Consider the following 19,683-nt stretch of genomic DNA (forward strand, 5'->3'; position numbering starts at 1 on the left):
CGCGGGGGGTCTGGCCCCCCCGGCGGCGGGGGGTGCCCTTCCCCGCGGGGCTCAGGCGGGGACCTTGTCGAGGAAGCCCAGAACCCGCTGGATCCTGCCGTCCTCGGCCAGCTCCGCCACGTCGAACCCGACCACGATCGGCTCACCGCCGGGCGCGCCGAGGTGCCAGGTGAAGCGGGCCACGTTGTGGTGGGTCTCGAACACCTCGCCCGGGGTGAAGACCATGCCGGGGAACATCCCCTGCGCCCCGGCGATCACCGCGGCGATCGCCTCATGGCCGGTGACGGCGGCCAGCGGGTCGGTGTAGGCGCCGTCCTCGGCCCACAGCCCGGCGACGGCCTTGGCGCGGGCATCGGCGTCGGTCTCGTTCCAGGCGGCCACATAACGCTCGACCAGGTTTTCCATGATGTCTCTTCCTCTCCCGGATTAGCGGCGGGCCTTGCGCAGGCCCATGATCTGCAGTTCGGCCAGCAGGCCGACCACCAGCGCCTGGGCGATGGCCCACACGGCGCCGATCGTGGTGAACTCCACCAGCCCGAACACCACGGCGGCCACGCTGCCCAGCGTCCAGGCGATGTTGATGGCGACGACGGCCTTGGTGCCGCCGAGGCTGATCTCGCGCCGGGTGCCCAGGACGGCCACGGCGGCGCCGTACGCGAGCAAGAAGGCGCCGAGCGCCCGCAGCATCCCCGAGCCGGGACCCAGGAGATCGCTGAGCAGCGGTGCGGCGACCAGGTAGGCCAGGCCGTTGGCGCCGGTGACGAGGGCGTCGGCGACGAGCACGGTGCGCAGGAACCTGGTCCGGTCGGCGGTGACGGGTACGGCGGTCATCTCGGTTCTCCTCACGGTGGTTTCCGATGGCGGTTGTTTCCGACACACGAACCGTGTCATCGGGGGCATAGCCGGTGCGATTACGCGCCAGGTAATGGAGGCGGCTATGCACCCCCTGACCTGCGGCGACTTCTCGGGAGAAATAGGGAAAGCGGCCCGCGGCGCCGTTCGCCTCGTTACTGTCTCTTTGCAATCACGCGAACACGAGGAGTGAGTCGATGGATCTGCTGGCCCGCGCGCGGGAGCTCAAGCCCGAGCTGGTGCACTACGCGACGTCCGGCAGGTTCCAGCGCGAGCTGACCGCCGTGCTCGACCGCTTCTACGCCGGCGGGCAGCCGCAGGACGAGGCGAACGCCTTCCTGCCGGTCGACTACTTCGTGCACCAGCACGAGCTCGGCGGCGGCGGCACGGTCGTCGACCGGTTCGTGGAGGAGCACCCGGGCCTCGACGCGGCCGACCGCGAGCTGCTGCTCAGCTGGAAGGACGTGGTCGAGGGCGTCTTCGAGGTGACCGGGTTCGACGGCCCGGCGCTCATCCTGTTCAACCACGTGGACGAGCTGACCTACCGCACGCTGTCCAACCTGGGCGAGGAGGCGTTCGCGCCGCTGGCCGAGGGCATGTTCGTGGTCGGCAGGCTCATCCCGCTCGGCCGCGACCGGCTGATCAGCGCCACCCCGTCGGTGCACACCGCGCAGGCGCGCGAGCGGCTGATCGCGGCGGCCGCGCACGTGGCGCTGGAGAATCCGGCCGCCGCCTACCGCAATCCCGGCCTGCTGGCCGCGGCCCGGCGTACGCAGGCCGAGCAGCGCCGCTGCTTCATCGCCTACTTCGGCTCCGACCAGGTCGTGGTGGCGGGCACGGAGGTGGCGGAGAAGATGCGGGGCTATCTCGGCTACCAGGCCGAACGGCTCGGCGGGCGGGTCAACGCGGAGATCCCCGAGCACGTGTCGCGGGCCGGGAGCGTCGCCCTGATCTTCGACGAGACCGACGGCCTGGGCTACTACGCCGAGTTCGCCCGGCTGGCCGAGATCTTCGACCGGCCCGGCCTGGTCGTCCGGCGCGAGGGCCGTGACCTGGTGACCTCCTACCTCAAGGGCGACGCGGTCTCACCGGTGCCGATCGTCCGCCTGGCCGAGCGCGACCACGCCAAGGCCGGAGAGCTGTTCGCCGGGCTGCTGGGCCGGCCCGGCTTCCTGTGGGAGCGCAGCGGGCAGGCGCTGCTGCGCACGCACAAGCCCGGCTACTTCGACGGCCCGCGCCTGCCCACGGTCGTGCCGCCCACGCGCGCGGTCGCCGAGCACGCCGGCGACTGAGCACGCCGGCGGCTGAGCGTCGTAGGCTGCGGGGCGTGCGGCTGACGATGAGACGCCTGAACCGGGCGACGCTGGCCCGGCAACTGCTCCTGCGGCGTGAACGCCTGCCCGCGGCCGAGGGAGTGCGCCGGGTCGTCGCGCTGCAGGCCCAGGAGGCGGCCTCGCCGTACCTGGCGCTGTGGAACAGGCTGGAGGGGTTCGACCCGGCGGATCTCGACGCCGCCTTCGCCACCCATGAGGTGGTCAAGTCCACGCTGATGCGCATCACTCTGCACGCCGTCCACGCCGGCGACTACCCGGCCTTCCACAACGCGATGGTGGCGAGCTTGCGCGCGGCCCGGCTGGGGGACCGGCGCTTCACCGGGGCGGGGCTGAGCGTCGCCGACGCCGACGCGTTGCTGCCCCACCTGCTGGAGTTCGCGGCCGGGCCGCGAACCAAGGCCGAGATCGAGGAGCTGATCCGCGAGCGGCTGGGCGCGCATCAGCCGCGCATGTGGTGGGCGCTGCGCACGTTCGCGCCGCTGCACCACGTCCCGACCGGCGGCCCCTGGTCGTTCGGCGCGCGGGGCGCCTTCACCGTGACCCGCCTGCGGCGGAGGGGCCATGACGAGCGGCAGGAGTCGGTACGCCACCTGGTCCACCGCTATCTGGAGGCGTTCGGACCGGCGTCGGTGGCCGACATCGCCCAGTTCAGCCTGCTGACCAGGCCGGTGCTGCGCGAGGCGGTGACCGGCTTCGACCAGCTCGAAGGACCGGACGGCACCCTCCTGTACGACGTGCCGGACGGCCCCATCCCGGAGGAGGACACCCCGGCGCCGCCCAGGCTGCTGCCCATGTGGGACAGCGTCCTGCTGGCCTACGCCGACCGCAGCCGGGTGATCCCGCCGGATCTCCGGCGCCTGGTCACCCGCCAGAACGGCGACGTCCTGCCCACCCTGCTCGTCGACGGGCAGGTCGCCGGAGTCTGGCGGCCCGCCGGCGGCGGCATCGAGGCGAGCGCCTTCCGGCCGCTGTCCGAGCGGGACTGGGCGGGACTGGCGGCCGAGGCCCGGTCGCTGGTGAAGTTCCTGGCCGCCCGCGACCCCGCCGTCTACCGCCGCTACACCCACTGGTGGGACAAGCTCCCGCAGGCGGAGGTACGCCTGCTACCCGCCTAGGACCTCGCGCCGCAGGTGCGTCTTGAGGATCTTGCCGCCGGGGTTGCGGGGCAGTTCGTCGTCGCGGAACCAGAAGTGGGCCGGGATCTTGAACTTGGCGATGCGCTCGGCCAGGAACGAGCGGACTTCCTCGGCGGTGGTCGCGGTGCCCGGCCTGAGGCGCAGCACGGCGCCGACCTCCTCGCCCAGCTCGTCGTGGGGCACGCCGATGACCGCCGCGTCGTCCACCGCCGGGTGCTCGAAGAGCGCGGACTCGACCTCGGCGCAGTAGACGTTCTCCCCGCCCCTGATGACCATGTCCTTGGCCCGGTCGACGATGTAGACGAAGCCCTCCTCGTCGATCCTGGCCAGGTCGCCGGTGTGGAGCCAGCCGCCGACGAAGGTCTCGGCGGTGGCCTGCGGCTTGTTCCAGTAGCCCATGATGACGTTGGGCCCGCGTACGCACAGCTCGCCGACCTCGCCGGCGGCCAGCACCTGGCCCATCGGGTCGACGACCCTGACGTCCACGACCGCGGAGGGCAGGCCGATGCTGTCGGGCCTGGCCTGGTAGTCGGGGCCGCCGTTGCCGACGGCCAGCGCGGTGGTCTCGGTCATGCCGTAGCCGTTGGAGGCCGAGCGCTCGGGCATGTTCTCGTTGATGCGCTCCAGCAGCTTGGGCGGGGCGGGGGCGCCGCCGTAGCCGAGCGTGGTCAGCGAGGACAGGTCGCGCTTGCCGAAGTCGGCGTGGGACATCAGCTGCCACGCGTTGGTCGGCACGCCGATCATCGCGGTGACCTTCTCGCGCTCGATGAGCTGCAGGGCCTGCCCGGCGTCCCACTTGTACATGAGCACGAGGCCGCCGCCGGTGAACATGGTCGTGGTCAGCGCGGAGAAGCATCCCGTCACGTGGAACAGCGGCACCGTCAGCAGCGTCACCCTGCGCACGCCCGCCGCGGCGCCGATGTCCTTCCCGGCCAGCGCGACCGCGCGCAGCAGCCCGTAGGCGACGGTCATCGGCGACTGGCCCAGGTTGCGGTGGCTGCCGAGCGCGCCCTTGGGCCGCCCGGTCGTGCCGGAGGTGTAGAAGATCGTGGCCGGGTCCTCGGGGGCCAGCTCGACGGCGGGCAGCGTGACGCCGGCGGCGACCTCGCCCATGACCTCGTCGAAGGAGCGCGCGCCCGCGGGCGCCTGGCCGCGGGTGACGATCAGCGGGACACCCGTGCCCGCCAGCCGTACCGCGCGCTCGCCGTCGGCGATGAGCACCTTCGCACCGGAGTCCTTCACGCCGTAGGCGAGCTCCTGCTCGGTCCACCACGCGTTCAGGGGTACGGCTATCGCCCCGGCGGCCAGCGCCGCCGAGAAGGAGACCACCCATTCCGGGTAGTTGCGCATGGCGATGGCCACCCGGTCGCCCTTGGCCACGCCGTAGTCCGTGACGAGCCGGTTGGCGAGCGTGGCGGCGCGGCGGAAGTGCTCCTCGAAGGTGATGTGCTCGTCCTCGTAGACGAGGAACACCTTCTCCCCGTGGAAGCGGCTCATCTCCAGCAGCGCCCTGAAGTGACCGGGCGCGTGCTTCCACGTACGGACGCCCGTGTCGCCGATCTCCTCGGTCTCGAAGAGCTGGCCGGGGCCGGTGAGCTGGGCCTGGACCTGGGCGTGGCTGATGGTCATGCGCAGAACTCCCGCGTGGCTCGGCGATCCGGATAAATCACAGTACCGACCAGTAGGTACGTGACGCTAGAGCCTTGTTCTGTGAGTAGTTATGCATCAAATGGGTGATTTGTCCGATCTCACCATGTGGACGGGAAGGGCGGTCTCACTTGCATGTTCATCCTCTGTTGTGCATCATCTTTCTAAGCAAGAACATGAGTTACAGTGCATGAACATGCAGGAGGTTCGATGAGGGCGGCGATCGCCGGTGCCAGCGGCTACGCCGGCGGAGAGCTGCTCCGCCTGCTGCTCGGCCACCCCAAGCTGCGGATCGGCGCGCTCACCGCGGCCGCCAGCGCGGGCACCACGCTCGGCGCCCACCAGCCGCACCTGCCCCAGCTCGCCGGCCGGGTCATCGAGGAGACCAGCCCCCAGACCCTCGCCGGCCACGACGTCGTCTTCCTGGCCCTGCCGCATGGCCATTCGGCCGCCGTCGCCGCCGGACTCGGGCCCGACACCATTGTCGTCGACTGCGGCGCCGATCACCGGCTCACCGACCCCGCCGCGTGGCGGGAGTTCTACGGCGGCGCCCACGCGGGAAGCTGGCCGTACGGGCTGCCGGAGCTGCCCGGCCAGCGCGAGGTGCTCAAGGGCGCCCGGCGCATCGCCGTACCCGGCTGCTACCCGACCGCCGTGACCCTCGCCCTGTTCCCCGCCTTCGCCGCCGGCCTGGCCGAACCCGACGTCGTCGTGGTCGCCGCCTCCGGCACCAGCGGCGCCGGCAAGTCGCTCAAGGCGAACCTGCTCGGCAGCGAGGTCATGGGCTCGGTCAGCGCCTACGGCGTCGGCGGCGGCCACCGGCACACCCCCGAAATGGAGCAGACCCTCGGCGCCGTCGCCGGAACCGGGGTCCGGGTCTCCTTCACCCCGACGCTGGCCCCGATGAGCCGCGGCATCCTGGCCACCTGTACGGCTCCCGCCGTACCCGGGCTGACCAAGAAGGCACTGCGCGACGCCTACCACGAGGCGTACGCCACCGAACCGTTCGTGAGCCTGCTGCCGGAGGGCGCCTGGCCCGCCACCGCGATGACCTACGGCGCCAACACCGCCGCCCTGCAGGTGACGCTCGACGAGCGCGCCGGGCGCCTGATCGCCGTCATCGCCATCGACAACCTCACCAAGGGCACCGCCGGAGGCGCGATCCAGAGCGTCAACCTCGCCCTCGGCCTGCCGGAAGAGCTCGGCCTCCCCCTGACAGGAGTTGCTCCATGAGTGTGACCGCCCCGCTCGGCTTCAAGGCCGCAGGTATCGCCGCGGGCATCAAGGCCAGCGGCAACCGCGACCTGGCCCTCGTCGTCAACGAAGGACCCTCGCGCGCCGCCGCGGGCGTCTTCACCGCCAACCGCGTGAAGGCCGCCCCCGTGCTCTGGTCGCAGCAGGTCCTGCGCGGCGGCCGGGTCCGGGCGGTCGTGCTCAACTCCGGCGGCGCCAACGCCTGCACCGGCCCCGAGGGATTCCAGGACACCCACGCCACCGCGGAACAGGTGGCCGCCTCGCTCCAGGACTCCGCGGGCGAGATCGCGGTCTGCTCGACCGGCCTGATCGGCGAGCGGCTGCCCATGGACGCGCTGCTCGGCGGCGTCGAGACGGCCGCCGAGCAGCTCTCCCGCGACGGCGGCCTGGCCGCCGCCGACGCCATCAGGACGACCGACACCGTCTCGAAGATCTCCTTCAAGCGCGGCGAGGGCTACATGGTCGGCGGCATGGCCAAGGGCGCCGGGATGCTCGCCCCGGCCCTGGCCACCATGCTCGTCGTGCTGACCACCGACGCCGACCTGACCAGCGAGGAGCTCGACGCGGTCCTGCGCAAGGCCACCGCGAAGACCTTCGACCGGCTCGACGCCGACGGCTGCATGTCGACCAACGACACCGTGCTCCTGCTCGCCTCCGGCGCCGCCGGGGTGAAGCCGGCGCTGAAGGAGTTCGAGGAGAAGGTCACCGAGGTCTGCGCGGACCTGGCCAGGCAACTGCTCGTGGACGCCGAGGGCGCCTCCAAGGCGATCGCCATCGAGGTGGTCGGCGCCGCCTCCGAGGACGACGCGGTCAAGGTCGGCCGGACGGTCGCCCGCTCCAACCTGCTCAAGTGCGCCATCCACGGCGAGGACCCCAACTGGGGCCGCGTCCTGGCCGCGGTCGGCACCACCGACGCCGTCTTCGAGCCCGAGCGCCTCAACGTCGCCATCAACGGCGTGTGGATCTGCCGGGGCGGCGCCGTCGGCGACGACCGCGACAAGGTCGACATGCGCCCCCGCGACGTCACCATCACCATCGACCTGTCGGCGGGCACCAACTCGGCCACCATCCACACCACCGACCTGACCGCGGACTACGTCCACGAGAACTCGGCCTACTCCTCATGAGGTCGGCCTCCGCGCTCACGAAAGCGGCCACGCTGATCGAGGCGCTGCCCTGGCTGGCCCGCTTCCAGGGCGCCACCGTCGTCATCAAGTACGGTGGCAACGCTATGACCGAAGAGTCGCTCAAGGCGGGATTCGCCGAGGACATCGTCTTCCTGCGCTACGCCGGTCTCAAGCCGGTCGTCGTCCACGGCGGCGGCCCGCAGATCAGCAAGGCGCTCGACCTGCACGGGATCGAGTCGACCTTCACCGCCGGGCTGCGCGTGACCTCGCCCGAGGCCATGGAGGTCGTCAGGATGGTCCTGGTCGGCCAGGTCAACCGCGAGGTCGTCGGCCTGGTCAACCGGCACGGCCCGTTCGCCGTCGGGCTGTCGGGCGAGGACGCCAACCTGTTCACCGCCGAGCGCAAGCACGCCGTCGTCGACGGCGAGAAGCTCGACATCGGCCAGGTCGGCGAGATCGTCCACGTCGACCCCGGCGCCCTGCACACGCTCATGGACGACGGCCGCATCCCGGTCGTCTCCAGCATCGCCCGCGGCGAGGACGGCCAGATCTACAACGTCAACGCCGACACCGCCGCCGCCGCGCTGGCCGTGGCGCTCAAGGCCGAGAAGCTCATCGTCCTGACCGACGTCGAAGGCCTGTACGCCAACTGGCCCGACGACAGCGACGTCATCGGCAAGCTCAAGGCCGCCGAGCTCGAAGAGCTGATGCCCACCCTGTCCAGCGGCATGGTGCCCAAGATGGGCGCCTGCCTGACCGCGGTCCAGGGCGGCGTCAACCACGCCCACGTCCTCGACGGCCGCGTCCCGCACTCCCTGCTGCTAGAGATCTTCACCGACGAAGGAATCGGAACCATGGTGATGCCCTGATGAGCCTGTTCGAGAGGTTCGAGAAGTCGTTCATGCCGAACTACGGCACCCCGCCGGTCGCCCTGATCCGCGGCGAGGGCAGCGCGGTGTGGGACGTCGACGGCAGGCGCTACCTCGACTTCATCGGCGGCATCGCGGTCAGCTCGCTCGGCCACGCCCACCCCGCGCTGGTCGAGGCGGTCTCCCGGCAGGTGGCCACGCTGGCCCACACCTCCAACCTGTTCGTGCACGAGCCCGAGGTCCTGCTCGCCGAGAAGCTGCTCGGCCTGCTCAAGGAACCGGCCAAGATCTTCCTGGCCAACTCCGGCACCGAGGCCAACGAGGCCGCGTACAAGCTCGCGCTCAAGTACGGCCGGCGCGAAGGCCGCCGCTACTTCGTCGCCGCCGAGAACGGCTTCCACGGCCGCACCATCGGCTCCCTGTCGCTGACCGGCAAGAAGGCCATCCGCGACCAGTTCGGACCGTTCCCGGTCGAGGTCAGGTTCGTCCCCTACGGCGACGCCGAGGCCCTGCGCGAGGAGGTCGGCGGCGAGTGCGTCGCGGTCTTCCTGGAGCCCACCCAGGGTGAGGCCGGCGTCGTCCCGCCGCCGGACGGCTACTTCCAGGCCGTCAGGGAGATCTGCGACTCCACCGGCGCGCTCATGGTCGCCGACGAGATCCAGTCGGCGATCGGACGCACCGGCCACTGGTTCGCCCACCAGGCCGACGGCGTCGTCCCCGACATCCTCACGCTGGCCAAGGGCCTGGGCGGCGGGCTGCCGATCGGCGCCTGCGTCGGCTTCGGCGAGGCCGGCACGCTGTTCGCCAAGGGCGACCACGGCTCGACGTTCGGCGGCAACCCGGTCTCGTGCGCGGCGGCGCTGGCCGTACTGGAGAACGTGGATCTCGAACACGTGCAGAAGGTCGCCGTGCAGCTGCGCACCGGCCTGGAGGGGATCGAGCACCCGCTGCTGAAGGGCGTGCGCGGCCGCGGCCTGTGGCTGGGCGCCGTCCTCACCTCCGACGTCTCGGCCGCCGTGCAGCAGGCCGCCGCCGACGCGGGGTTCCTGATCAACGCCCTGCAGCCCGACGCGGTACGGCTCGCGCCCCCGCTGGTGGTCACCGACTCCGAGGTGCAGTCCTTCGTGGACGCCTTCCCCAAGATCCTCACCGAGGCCGCACCATGACCACGCGACACTTCCTCAAGGACGACGACCTGAGCCCGGCCGAGCAGGCCGAGGTGCTGGAACTGGCCGCCGCGATGAAGAAGGACCGTTACGGCTACCGCCCCTTCGAGGGGCCCAAGACCGTCGCCGTCCTGTTCGACAAGCCCTCGACCAGGACCCGCGTCTCCTTCGCCGTCGGCGTCGGCGAGCTGGGCGGCCTGCCACTGGTCATCGACGGCGGCGCCTCCCAGATGGGCCGCGGCGAGCCCATCGAGGACAGCGCCCGCGTCCTGGAGCGCCAGTGCGCCGCCATCGTCTGGCGCACCGCGGGCCAGGAGCGCATCGAGGCGATGGCCGAGGGCACCACGGTCCCGGTCGTCAACGCGCTGACCGACGAGTACCACCCCTGCCAGATCCTCGCCGACCTGCAGACCGTCCGTGAGCGCTTCGGCACCACGAAGGGCCTGACCCTCACCTACGTCGGCGACGGCGCCAACAACATGGCCCACTCCTACCTGCTGGGCGGCGCCACCGCCGGCATGCACGTACGTGTCGGCGCCCCGAACGGCTACCAGCCGGACGCCGTCATCCTCGACCGGGCCGCCGCCATCGCCGCCCGGACCGGCGGCTCGGTGGTCTCGCTGAGCGACCCGGCCGCCGCAGTCCGGGGCGCGCACGTGATCGCCACCGACACCTGGGTCTCCATGGGCCAGGACGGCAAGGAGAAGCGCGTCGCCGCGCTCATGCCCTTCCAGGTCAACGCCGAACTGCTGGCCCACGCCGCGGGCGACGCGATCGTGCTGCACTGCCTGCCCGCCTACCGGGGCTACGAGATCACCGCCGACGTGCTCGACGGCCCGAAGAGCGCCGTGTGGGACCAGGCGGAGAACCGGCTGCACGCCCAGAAGGCGCTGCTGCACTGGCTGGTGAACAACTGACATGACCATCCCGATGACCAAGGTCGCCCGCCAGGCGAAGATCACCGAGCTGCTCCAGCGGCAGGCGGTCCGCTCGCAGCCCGAGCTGGCCAAACTGCTGGCCGAGAGCGGCGTCGAGGTCACCCAGGCGACGCTCTCGCGCGACCTCGACGAGCTGGGGGCGCTCAAGTTGCGTGCAGAGGACGGTTCCCTGGTGTACGCGCTGCCCGGCGAGGGCGGCGGCCGCATCCCGCTGGCCAGGCTCGGCACCGGCGAGACGCCGGCCGCCAGGCTCCACCGCATCGCCGAGGAGCTCCTGGTCTCGGCCGAGGCCAGCGCGAACCTGGTCATCGTGAAGACCCCGCCCGGCGCGGCCCAGTTCCTCGCCTCGGCGATCGACCACGCCGACTGGGAGTCGATCCTCGGCTGCGTGGCCGGGGACGACACCGTCCTCGTCATCGCCCGCGACCCGCAGGGCGGCGCCGGCGTCGCGCAGTCGCTGCTGAAGGTGGCCGACCGACGAAGCTAGCCCGCTTGACCGCGGGCTCTTCGCGCCACCATCAGTCACCGAATCGGAGAAAACACCATGACCGAGAGAGTAGTTCTCGCATATTCCGGCGGCCTCGACACCTCCGTCGCCATCCCGTACCTCGCCGAGAAGATGAACGCCGAGGTGATCGCCGTCGCGGTCGACCTCGGCCAGGGCGGCGAGGACATGGACGTCATCCAGAAGCGGGCCATCGACTGCGGCGCGGCCGAGTCCGTCGTGGTCGACGCCAAGGAGGAGTTCGCCGCCGACTTCTGCCTGCCCGCGCTGCGCGCCAACGCCCTCTACATGGACCGCTACCCGCTGGTCTCCGCGCTCTCGCGCCCGCTCATCGTCAAGCACCTGGTGAGCGCCGCCCAGCGCTTCAACGGCACGATCGTCTCCCACGGCTGCACCGGCAAGGGCAACGACCAGGTCCGCTTCGAGGCCGGCCTCGCCGCCCTCGCCCCGGACCTGCGCGTCGTCGCGCCCGCCCGCGACTTCGCCTGGACCCGCGACAAGGCCATCGAGTACGCCGAATCGAAGAACCTGCCGATCGAGACCAGCAAGAAGAACCCGTTCTCCATCGACCAGAACCTGTGGGGCCGCGCCGTCGAGACCGGCTTCCTGGAGGACATCTGGAACGGCCCCACCGAGGACGTCTACTCCTACACCGCCGACCCGGCCCAGCCGCGCGCGGCCGACGAGGTCGTCATCACGTTCGAGGCGGGCGTGCCGGTCAAGCTCGACGGGCGGGCGCTGACGCCGTACCAGATCGTCGCGGAGATGAACGCGCGCGCCGGCGCGCAGGGCGTGGGCCGCATCGACATGGTCGAGGACCGGCTCGTCGGCATCAAGTCGCGCGAGGTCTACGAGGCGCCCGGCGCCCTCGCGCTCATCGCCGCGCACATGGAGCTGGAGAACGTCACCGTCGAGCGGGACCTGGCGCGCTTCAAGCGGGGCGTGGACCAGCGCTGGAGCGAACTCGTCTACGACGGCCTGTGGTTCTCGCCGCTCAAGGACGCACTGGAGTCGCTCATCGACGACGCACAGAAGTACGTCACCGGCGACATCCGGATGACGCTGCACGCCGGCAAGGCCGTGGTCACCGGCCGGCGTTCGGAGAAGTCGCTGTACGACTTCTCCCTGGCCACCTACGACACCGGCGACACCTTCGACCAGTCCCTGGCCAAGGGGTTCGTCCAGCTGTTCTCGCTGCCCGCGAAGATCGCGGCCGCCCGGGACGCCGAGCGGGCCTGAGGTGCACTATGGTCGCGGAGGACTTCGCTGTGGAGATTGAGGAGCTGACGGTGAGTGATGGTAAGCCGATGAGGCTGTGGGGCGGACGCTTCGAAGGTGGTCCGGCCGACGCGCTGACCCGGCTGTCGGTGAGCGTGCACTTCGACTGGCGGCTCGTGCCGTACGACCTGGCCGCGTCCAGGGCGCACGCGCGGGTCCTGCACAAGGCGGGGCTGCTCACGCAGGACGAGCTCGAGCGCATGATCGGCGCGATCGACGACCTGGAGCGCGCCTGCAAGTCGGGCGAGTTCCGGCCGACCGTCGCCGACGAGGACGTGCACACCGCCCTGGAGCGCGGCCTGCTGGAACGGCTCGGCGCCCTCGGCGGCAAGCTGCGCGCCGGACGCTCGCGCAACGACCAGATCGCCACCGACCTGCGGCTCTACCTGCGCGACCACGCGCGCACGATCGTCTTCAGGCTCGTGGAGCTGGAGACGGCGCTCATGGCGCAGGCCGAGCAGCACGCCGAGACCGCCGCCCCGGGCATGACGCACCTGCAGCACGCCCAGCCGGTCTCCTTCGGCCACCAGCTGCTCGCCCACGTGCACGCCTTCGCCCGCGACATCGACCGCCTCACCGACTGGGACAAGCGCGCCGCCGTCTCCCCGCTCGGCGCCGGAGCCCTGGCCGGCTCCTCGCTCCCGCTCGACCCCGAGGCGGTCGCCGACGAGCTCGGCTTCTCCTCCGCCGCCCCCAACTCGATGGACGCCGTCGCCGAGCGCGACTTCGCCGCCGAGTTCCTCTTCGACGCGGCCATGATCGGCATGCACCTGTCGCGGCTGGGCGAGGAGATCGTCCTGTGGGCCTCGCAGGAGTTCCGCTGGATCGAGATGGACGACGCCTACTCCACCGGCTCCTCGATCATGCCGCAGAAGAAGAACCCCGACGTGGCGGAGCTGGCCCGCGGCAAGTCCGGCCGCCTGATCGGCAACCTCGTCTCCCTTCTGACCGTGCTGAAGGGCTTGCCGCTCACCTACAACCGCGACCTGCAGGAGGACAAGGAGCCGGTCTTCGACTCCGTCGACACGCTCCTGCTCGTGCTGCCCGCGATGGCCGGGCTCGTGGCCACCATGCGGGTCAACACCGCCCGGCTGCAGGCCACCGCCTCCGACGGCTTCGCCCTGGCCACCGACCTGGCCGAGCTGCTGGTCCGCAAGGGCGTCGCGTTCCGCGAGGCGCACGAGGCCGTCGGCCACCTGGTCGTCTACTGCCAGGTCAACGACGTCGAGCTCGGTGACGTCAGCGACGAGGACCTGCTCAAGGTCTCGCCGCACCTGACCCCCGACGTGCGCGACGTCCTCAGCGTCCCCGGCGCCCTGGCCGCCCGCAAGGCGCCCGGCGGCACCGCGCCCGACCGGGTGCGCGACCAGCTCGTCGCGCTGCGGGAGGCGGTCGACGCGCAGGCGGCATGGGCGGCCGGATCCTGAAGCCGCTGCCGCGCTCCTTCTTCGACCGGCCCTCCCACGAGGTCGCGCCCGACCTGCTCGGGCGCGTCCTCGTGCACGGCCCCGTCTCCCTGCGCCTGACCGAGGTCGAGGCGTACGGCGGGCCGGGCGAGGACCCGGCGGCCCACACCTACCGCGGCAAGACGCCGCGCAACGCGGTCATGTTCGGCCCGCCCGGCCACCTGTACGTGTACTTCACCTACGGCATGCACTACTGCGCCAACCTGGTCTGCCTGCCGGAGGAGGACGGCTCGGCGGTGCTGCTGCGCGCGGGCGAGATCGTGGACGGCACGGAGATCTCGCGAGCCCGGCGCGGCGCCACCGGCCCGGCCGCCAGGCGGATGCCCGACCGCGACCTCGCGCGCGGCCCCGCCCGGCTCGCGGTCGCGCTCGGCCTGCACCGCGAGCACAACGGGCTCGACGCGATCCGCACCGGATCCGGCACCCTCGCCGTGCTGGCGGGCGAACCGCCCGATCGCACCCTCATCCGGTCAGGGCCCCGCACCGGGATCTCCACCGCCAAAGAGGTGCCGTGGCGGTTCTGGATCGACGGCGACCCGACCGTCTCGCCCTACAAGGCTCACGTCCCCCGGCGGCGCAGCGCGGCGGCCACCTCGGTGGGGGAGGCGCCCAGCTCGTGAGGGCTGAAGATGTGCAGGCCGTCGCCTGTGTCGATCTCCAGCATCTCGCTGCGCAGGCCGAACCGGGTGCGCACATCCACCTTGACGTCCTGGATCCGCTCCCACGGCACGTGCCGGTGGCCGGCGTAGCCGTGGACGACGGTGATGCCGCTCTCGTCGGCGCGCAGCCGTACCGGGACCAGGAGATCGCGGAGCGCCATGGCGCCGACCAGCAGTGTCGCGGGGACGGCGAGGATCACCCCGCGGGTGTCTCCCGCCAGCCACCAGTACACGGCGAGAGCCGCACACACGACAGCCCCTAGGATCTTGAGAGCGGCCAGCTCGCGACGGACCTTCCACATGGAGACCGAGCGTATCCAAGTGGCGCTCATCCGTATGGATCGGGCAGGCTGGGACCGACATCCACTACCCGGAAAGCCGAGATCGTGACCGACATTCTCGATGACCTCGCCTGGCGCGGCCTGATCGCGCAGTCCACCGACCTCGACGCCCTGCGCGCGTCGCTGGCGACCGGTCCGATCACGGCCTATTGCGGGTTCGACCCGACCGCGCCCTCCCTACACGTGGGCAACCTGGTCCCGCTGTTCACGCTGGCCAGGATCCAGCAGGCGGGCCACCGGGCGATCGGCCTGGTCGGCGGCGCCACCGGCCTGATCGGCGACCCGGGAGGGCGCAGCACCGAGCGGGCGCTCAACCCGGCCGAGGTCGTGGCCGAGTGGGTGGCGAAGATCCGGGTGCAGGTGGAGCGCTTCCTCGACCTGTCCGACGAGGCGCGCGGCGTCATGGTCAGCAACCTCGACTGGACGGCCGAGCTGTCGGCGATCGACTTCCTGCGCGACGTGGGCAAGCACTTCCCGGTCAACCGCATGCTGGCGCGCGAGGTGGTCGCCGCCCGCCTGGCCGGTGAGGGGCTCAGCTACACCGAGTTCAGCTACCAGCTGCTGCAGTCCAACGACTACCTGGAGCTCTACCGCCGTTTCGGCTGCACGCTGCAGCTCGGCGGCAGCGACCAGTGGGGCAACATCACCGCGGGCGTCGACTTCATCAGGCGGGTCGAGGGCTCGCACGTGCACGCCCTGACCGTGCCGCTGATCACCAAGGCCGACGGCACCAAGTTCGGCAAGACGGCCGGCGGCGCGGTGTGGCTCAACCCCGAGATGACCTCGCCGTACGCCTTCTACCAGTTCTGGCTCAACTCCGACGACCGCGACATCGTGAAGTTCCTCAAGATCTTCAGCTTCCGCGGGCGCGAGGAGATCGAGGAGCTGGAGAAGTCCGTCGCCGAGCGGCCCTTCGCCCGCGAGGCGCAGCGGGCGCTGGCCGAGGAGTTCACCACGCTGCTGCACGGGGCCGGGGAACTGGTCAAGGTGCAGGCGGCGTCCAAGGCGCTGTTCGGGCAGGGCTCGCTGGAGGAGCTCGACGCGGCCACCCTCGGCTCGGCGCTGGCGGAGGTGCCCAAGGCGGCCGTGCCGGCGCTCGGGGCCCCGTTCATCGACCTGCTGGCCGAGAGCGGGCTGGTGGAGTCGAAGTCGGCGGCGCGGCGCGCGGTCAAGGAGGGCGGCGCGTACCTCAACAACGTGAAGATCACCGACGAGGCGTACGTGCCCGAGGCCAAGGACCTGCTGCAGGGGCGCTTCCTGGTGCTGCGCCGCGGCAAGAAGGCGATCGGCGGCGTCGAGGTCGGCTGAACGCGGGCGGGCCCTTCCTTCGCGGAAGGGCCCGCCTTTCGCCGCGCCTAGTGCCGGCCCTCCTCGGGCTCGTCGGCGTTGAGCGGGGCGAGCTGGTCGGCCGGCGTCTGCCCGTTCGGGCGGGTACGCTCCCCGCGCGCCAATACCGCCGTGTCCGGGTAGTCCGTGACGAACGCGTCCACGCCCAGCTCGATGTGCGCCCGGTACTCCGCCAGCGCGTCACCGTGCTCGGTCGGCACGCTCCCGCGCCGTAGCTGCAGCGGCAGGTACTGGTTCTCGCTCCGGAACGTGTAGACGCCGATCTTGAGCCCGGCCTTGTGCGCGTCGGAGACGAGCGAGGTGGGCGCGCCGGTGCTGCCGTCCGGGTTCAGGGGGATGGCCGAGGACTTGTCCGGGCCGATCCACTGCGCGTAGCCGGCGATCTTCGCCAGTCCCTCGGGCTTCATCATGTCGGCGTAGGTGGTCGGGTCGCCCGCCGCCTTCAGGTCGTACGGCTGGCCCGTCGTCCCCAGCGCCTGCCACAACGGCACCCGCAGCGCGCCGGCCACCCGCTTCAGGCTCGACGGCTCGAACGACTGCACCACCACGGGCCCGCGGGGCCGGTTCAGGCCGTTGCGCCGGACCGTCTCGATCAGCTTCTCCTCCAGCGGCAGGCCGATCGAGCGGAAATAGGTCGGATGCTTGGTCTCGGGGAAGACGCCGACCTCCCGGTCGTACCTCTTGGAGAGCTTCTTCGCCAGGTCGAGCACCTCCTGGAAGGTCATGACCTGGTAGTAGCCGTTGTAGACGGTGTTGCGCTGGCGGACGGCCGGCAGCCGTTCCACGGCGCGCAGCGTCTTGAGCTCGGCCAGTGTGAAATCCTCGGTGAACCAGCCGGTGACGTTGCGCCCGTCGACGACCTTGGTGGTCCTGCGCCCGGCGAACTCCGGCCGTGCCGAGACGTCGGTGGTGCCGGAGATCTCGTTCTCGTGCCGCACGACCAGCACGTGGTCCTTGGTCGGCACCAGGTCGGGCTCGATCCAGTCGGCGCCCATGGCCACCGCCAGCTCGTAGCTGCCCTGGGTGTGCTCGGGGCGGTGCCCGGCCGAGCCGCGGTGGCCGATGACGACGACCTGCGAACGCTCGGGACGGTGGTCGGCGGCGGTGGCCGCGCTCGCTCCCGCTCCGGTGAGAGGGGTCAGGACGGCGAGCGTGGTCGCTGCGATCTTTCGCACGTGGAACTCCCTGCGGCGCCATCGCCGGAGACTCTCACCGGTCGATCACCGCGGCGATTATGGTAAGGACCGAAACCACCGTTCGTGCCAACAATCGCGAAACTTCCGGTGACTTCGCGCCCTTCAGTCCCATGGCACGTGCCGCGGGCTGCGTGGCCTCGAAGAGCTGGAACGGCGCGTCGCGCCGGTCGGGCGCGAGTTCGGCGGTGTTCAGCGACGCGTGAACAGTGCGACGGTGATGCCGGGGATCTCGGCCGAATGCCAGACGGTGGCCTGTTCGAAGCCCGCCGCCCGTACCGCCGCGATCCGCGGGAGTTTCGCCGTCTTCGCCCCGCGCCACAACATCCAGACGCGTTCGCGCCCTTCCAGCGCGGCGGTGACGTCGTCGCGCTCGGGCCAGGCGAAGCCGTGCGCCTCCGGCTCCCGCGAGGCCAGGAGCACGTCGTCGGGCAGGGGCTTGGTGGCGTAGTACAGGACGCCCTTGCGTTCGGAGCTCTGGCCGTAGACGAGGGCGTCGCCGGGCCGTGTCTTGATCCTGGCGAGGGCTCCGGGGAAGTCGGCGTACCGCCCGTTGTAGTCGCGCACGTCCAGATGCGCCGGTACGGCCAGCGCGATCGTCACCCCGGCCAGCACGGCGCCCGCGACGACGGGCAGGCGCGGCACGCTGGCCGCGGCCAGGCCCGCCAGGAGGGCCAGCGCCGGAGTGGTGACAAAGAGGTAGCGGTCGACGTACACAGGTGTCACCAGATGGGAGACCGCCAGCAACAGGACCGGCGGCAGCACCAGCCAGGCCAGCAGCGCGGGGCTCTCCTTCAGGCGCCAGGTCAGTCCCGCCCCGAGCAGGGCGACCGCGAACAGCAGCAGGCCGACCTCCATCGAGTCCGCCGCCATCTTGGGGAACTTCAGCAGCACGTCGGGGCCGCGTTGCGGGATCCAGCTGATCGCGTGGCGCTCGCCGTACCCGATCAGGCCGAGGGCGACGGCGGGCAGGCCGCCTATGGCGAGCGCCGCCAGCATGCGCGACCAGGTCGCGCGGCGCGCGAGCAGCAGATGCGCGGGCAGCGTGAGCACGGCGAACAGATGGGTGCAGCAGACCAGGGCGACCGCCCCGCCGTAAAGGACCCAGCGGCCGGTACGGCGCGGCTCCTCGATCGCCCGGTGCAGTGCCCAGAAGGCGAAGACCACCGCGGCGGCGGCGAACGCGTACGAGCGGGCGAAGGCGCCGTAATAGGACACGGAGGGTAGCGCCGTGAAGATCACCGCGGCCGTCACGCCCGCGGTCATGCCGTGCAGGCGGCGGCCCAGATCGGTCAGGAACCAGGCGGCGACGCCGATGGCCAGCGCCGAGGGGAGGCGCAGCCACAGCTCCGCCGTGCCGAGCTTCACCCACAGGTGCATGAAGACGTAGTACGGCAGGAAATGGCCGTCGATGTGCTGCGACAGCTCCCACAATCCGGAGATGGAGCGTCTGGCCGCGCTGACCGTGGCGAGTTCGTCGCCGTTGAGCGAGGCCACTCCGGAGCCGGACAGCGCCACCGCGGCTGCCAGTGCGGCCATCGGCCAGGGGAGCCAGGCGTACGAACGGGTCGCCGGCGGGGCTGGGCGGATGATCGTGGCAGTCACCGGGGAAGAATACGCTCGAAAGATGAGCGACGTGATTCTGTTCGACCTATATGGGGTTATCGCCCGCACGCAGACTGAGCAGGCGCGCGAGCGGCTCGTGGAACTCGCGGGGGTGCCGGGGGAGCGGTTCTGGGCGGCCTACTGGGATTGCCGGCCGGACTACGACGCGGGGCTCAGCAGCGCGGCGTACTGGGAGAACGTGGCCGCGCGCCTCGGGACCACCTTCGCCGACGTGCCCGCGCTGACCGCCGCGGACCTGGAGAGCTGGTCGCAGTCCGACCCCGAGATGGTGGCGCTGGTGAACGAACTGGCCGACGAGGGCCGCACGCTCGGCCTGCTGTCGAACATCATCGAGGACCTGGTGCCGGTGTGGGAGCGCACCGACTGGCTGCGGCGGTTCGCCGCACGGACCTTCTCGTGCCGGATCGGCGTGGCCAAGCCGGACCCGCGTGCCTACGAGGTCGCGGCCGGGCAGCTCGGGGTGCCCATGGAGCGGATCCTGTTCCTCGACGACAGCGAGGCGAACGTGCGGGCGGCGCGGGAGGTGGGGATGGGGGCCGAGGTGTTCACGTCGGCCGCGCAGGTCAGGAAGCTGGTCGGCGCCGCGCCGACGTGGTGATTTGACGTCAGGCCGATCGCGACCTAGTCTTTGTTTTCGCCCCGGGAGCGATCCGGACGCCGTGTCAGGCGGACGGGCCCCAGGGCACAAGCCCCTTGAGACTCCGTCTCGGGTACGCGTAGAGCCACCGGAAAACTCCGTTGATTCGACACGCCCATGATGGCACGGTACGTTTTTGAGGGTTTCTTGCTGCTCGGAATTTGTGAAACGTCGAATTCTTCGGATTTGACAGGACGCAGACCGGGTGAAACTATAGAAATACGAAATGAACGCCGAGAACGCGTCCGTTTCTTGAGAACTCAACAGTGTGTTAAAAGCCAGTGCATGAAGTATTTCATGCAACACCT

At 71.0% G+C, this 19,683-nt stretch carries 19 protein-coding genes; 13 read left to right on the forward strand and 6 right to left on the reverse strand.

What is annotated here, in order from left to right; genetic code table 11:
- Positions 1-51 precede the first annotated feature (51 nt).
- Positions 52-405, reverse strand: coding sequence for a nuclear transport factor 2 family protein (locus tag ACFWY5_RS56690; protein ID WP_379628249.1), 354 nt, complete (start codon positions 403-405; stop codon positions 52-54).
- A 21-nt stretch (positions 406-426) separates the two neighbouring features.
- The gene (locus ACFWY5_RS56695) at positions 427-831 is read right to left on the reverse strand and encodes a hypothetical protein (protein WP_379640197.1); all 405 of its coding nucleotides are present in this window, start codon (positions 829-831) and stop codon (positions 427-429) included.
- Positions 832-1,049: 218 nt separating this feature from the next.
- Between ACFWY5_RS56695 and ACFWY5_RS56700 the strand changes: the two genes are divergently transcribed.
- Positions 1,050-2,144 carry a hypothetical protein gene (locus tag ACFWY5_RS56700; RefSeq protein ID WP_379640198.1) on the forward strand — a complete coding sequence of 365 codons (1,095 nt, stop codon included), beginning with the start codon at positions 1,050-1,052 and terminating at the stop codon, positions 2,142-2,144.
- Between the two features lie 35 nt (positions 2,145-2,179).
- On the forward strand, positions 2,180-3,301 hold the full coding sequence (locus tag ACFWY5_RS56705) for a winged helix DNA-binding domain-containing protein (protein WP_379640199.1): 1,122 nt from the start codon (positions 2,180-2,182) through the stop codon (positions 3,299-3,301).
- On the opposite strand, the gene ACFWY5_RS56710 is transcribed toward ACFWY5_RS56705, so the two are convergent.
- A complete protein-coding gene (locus ACFWY5_RS56710) occupies positions 3,290-4,951 on the reverse strand; it encodes a class I adenylate-forming enzyme family protein (protein WP_379627471.1) in 1,662 nt (553 codons plus the stop codon). The two genes, ACFWY5_RS56705 and ACFWY5_RS56710, sit on opposite strands and share 12 nt — an antisense overlap.
- Before the next feature lie 228 nt (positions 4,952-5,179).
- Here ACFWY5_RS56710 and argC point away from each other — a divergent pair, with 228 nt between their 5' ends.
- From argC to ACFWY5_RS56755, 9 genes are read left to right on the forward strand one after another with little or no spacing between them, the layout of a single operon-like run.
- A complete protein-coding gene (argC, locus tag ACFWY5_RS56715) occupies positions 5,180-6,202 on the forward strand; it encodes an N-acetyl-gamma-glutamyl-phosphate reductase (RefSeq protein ID WP_379627469.1) in 1,023 nt (340 codons plus the stop codon).
- Positions 6,199-7,350: a bifunctional glutamate N-acetyltransferase/amino-acid acetyltransferase ArgJ gene (gene argJ / locus ACFWY5_RS56720; protein ID WP_379640200.1), complete on the forward strand. Its 1,152-nt coding sequence runs from the start codon at positions 6,199-6,201 to the stop codon at positions 7,348-7,350. The genes argC and argJ overlap by 4 nt, the downstream gene beginning before the upstream one ends.
- Positions 7,347-8,219 (forward strand): acetylglutamate kinase, encoded by an 873-nt coding sequence (gene argB, locus ACFWY5_RS56725; RefSeq protein ID WP_379640201.1) that lies wholly within the window; start codon positions 7,347-7,349, stop codon positions 8,217-8,219. Before argJ ends, argB begins: the two co-directional genes overlap by 4 nt.
- Positions 8,219-9,385: an acetylornithine transaminase gene (locus tag ACFWY5_RS56730; RefSeq protein WP_379640202.1), complete on the forward strand. Its 1,167-nt coding sequence runs from the start codon at positions 8,219-8,221 to the stop codon at positions 9,383-9,385. Before argB ends, ACFWY5_RS56730 begins: the two co-directional genes overlap by 1 nt.
- Positions 9,382-10,302, forward strand: a complete 921-nt coding sequence (argF, locus tag ACFWY5_RS56735) for an ornithine carbamoyltransferase (protein ID WP_379640203.1) — start codon at positions 9,382-9,384, stop codon at positions 10,300-10,302. The genes ACFWY5_RS56730 and argF overlap by 4 nt, the downstream gene beginning before the upstream one ends.
- 1 nt (position 10,303) lies before the next feature.
- Entirely contained in the window at positions 10,304-10,810 is a 507-nt protein-coding gene (locus ACFWY5_RS56740; RefSeq protein ID WP_379627459.1) for an arginine repressor, read from the forward strand.
- A gap of 57 nt (positions 10,811-10,867) precedes the next feature.
- Positions 10,868-12,067 (forward strand): argininosuccinate synthase, encoded by a 1,200-nt coding sequence (locus ACFWY5_RS56745; RefSeq protein ID WP_379640204.1) that lies wholly within the window; start codon positions 10,868-10,870, stop codon positions 12,065-12,067.
- Between the two features lie 8 nt (positions 12,068-12,075).
- Positions 12,076-13,533, forward strand: coding sequence for an argininosuccinate lyase (argH, locus tag ACFWY5_RS56750; RefSeq protein WP_379627455.1), 1,458 nt, complete (start codon positions 12,076-12,078; stop codon positions 13,531-13,533).
- Positions 13,515-14,192: a DNA-3-methyladenine glycosylase gene (locus ACFWY5_RS56755; protein ID WP_379640205.1), complete on the forward strand. Its 678-nt coding sequence runs from the start codon at positions 13,515-13,517 to the stop codon at positions 14,190-14,192. Before argH ends, ACFWY5_RS56755 begins: the two co-directional genes overlap by 19 nt.
- Here ACFWY5_RS56755 and ACFWY5_RS56760 read toward each other — a convergent pair.
- Entirely contained in the window at positions 14,132-14,533 is a 402-nt protein-coding gene (locus ACFWY5_RS56760; protein ID WP_379627451.1) for a PH domain-containing protein, read from the reverse strand. The two genes, ACFWY5_RS56755 and ACFWY5_RS56760, sit on opposite strands and share 61 nt — an antisense overlap.
- An 84-nt stretch (positions 14,534-14,617) precedes the next feature.
- Here ACFWY5_RS56760 and tyrS point away from each other — a divergent pair, with 84 nt between their 5' ends.
- The gene (tyrS, locus tag ACFWY5_RS56765) at positions 14,618-15,880 is read left to right on the forward strand and encodes a tyrosine--tRNA ligase (RefSeq protein WP_379640206.1); all 1,263 of its coding nucleotides are present in this window, start codon (positions 14,618-14,620) and stop codon (positions 15,878-15,880) included.
- Positions 15,881-15,927: 47 nt separating this feature from the next.
- Here the strand turns inward: tyrS and ACFWY5_RS56770 are convergent, their stop codons facing one another.
- Both ACFWY5_RS56770 and ACFWY5_RS56775 read right to left on the reverse strand, forming a co-directional pair.
- Positions 15,928-17,094 carry a glycerophosphodiester phosphodiesterase gene (locus ACFWY5_RS56770; RefSeq protein WP_379640207.1) on the reverse strand — a complete coding sequence of 389 codons (1,167 nt, stop codon included), beginning with the start codon at positions 17,092-17,094 and terminating at the stop codon, positions 15,928-15,930.
- 210 nt (positions 17,095-17,304) lie between these two features.
- Complete coding sequence (locus ACFWY5_RS56775) at positions 17,305-18,717, reverse strand: glycosyltransferase family 39 protein (RefSeq protein ID WP_379640208.1); 1,413 nt, start codon at positions 18,715-18,717, stop codon at positions 17,305-17,307.
- Positions 18,718-18,739: 22 nt separating this feature from the next.
- Between ACFWY5_RS56775 and ACFWY5_RS56780 the strand changes: the two genes are divergently transcribed.
- A complete protein-coding gene (locus ACFWY5_RS56780) occupies positions 18,740-19,336 on the forward strand; it encodes an HAD family hydrolase (protein WP_379640209.1) in 597 nt (198 codons plus the stop codon).
- The last annotated feature ends 347 nt before the right edge of the window (positions 19,337-19,683 follow it).

This window comes from Nonomuraea sp. NPDC059007 (assembly GCF_042740555.1).
Taxonomy (GTDB): Bacteria; Actinomycetota; Actinomycetes; order Streptosporangiales; family Streptosporangiaceae; genus Nonomuraea.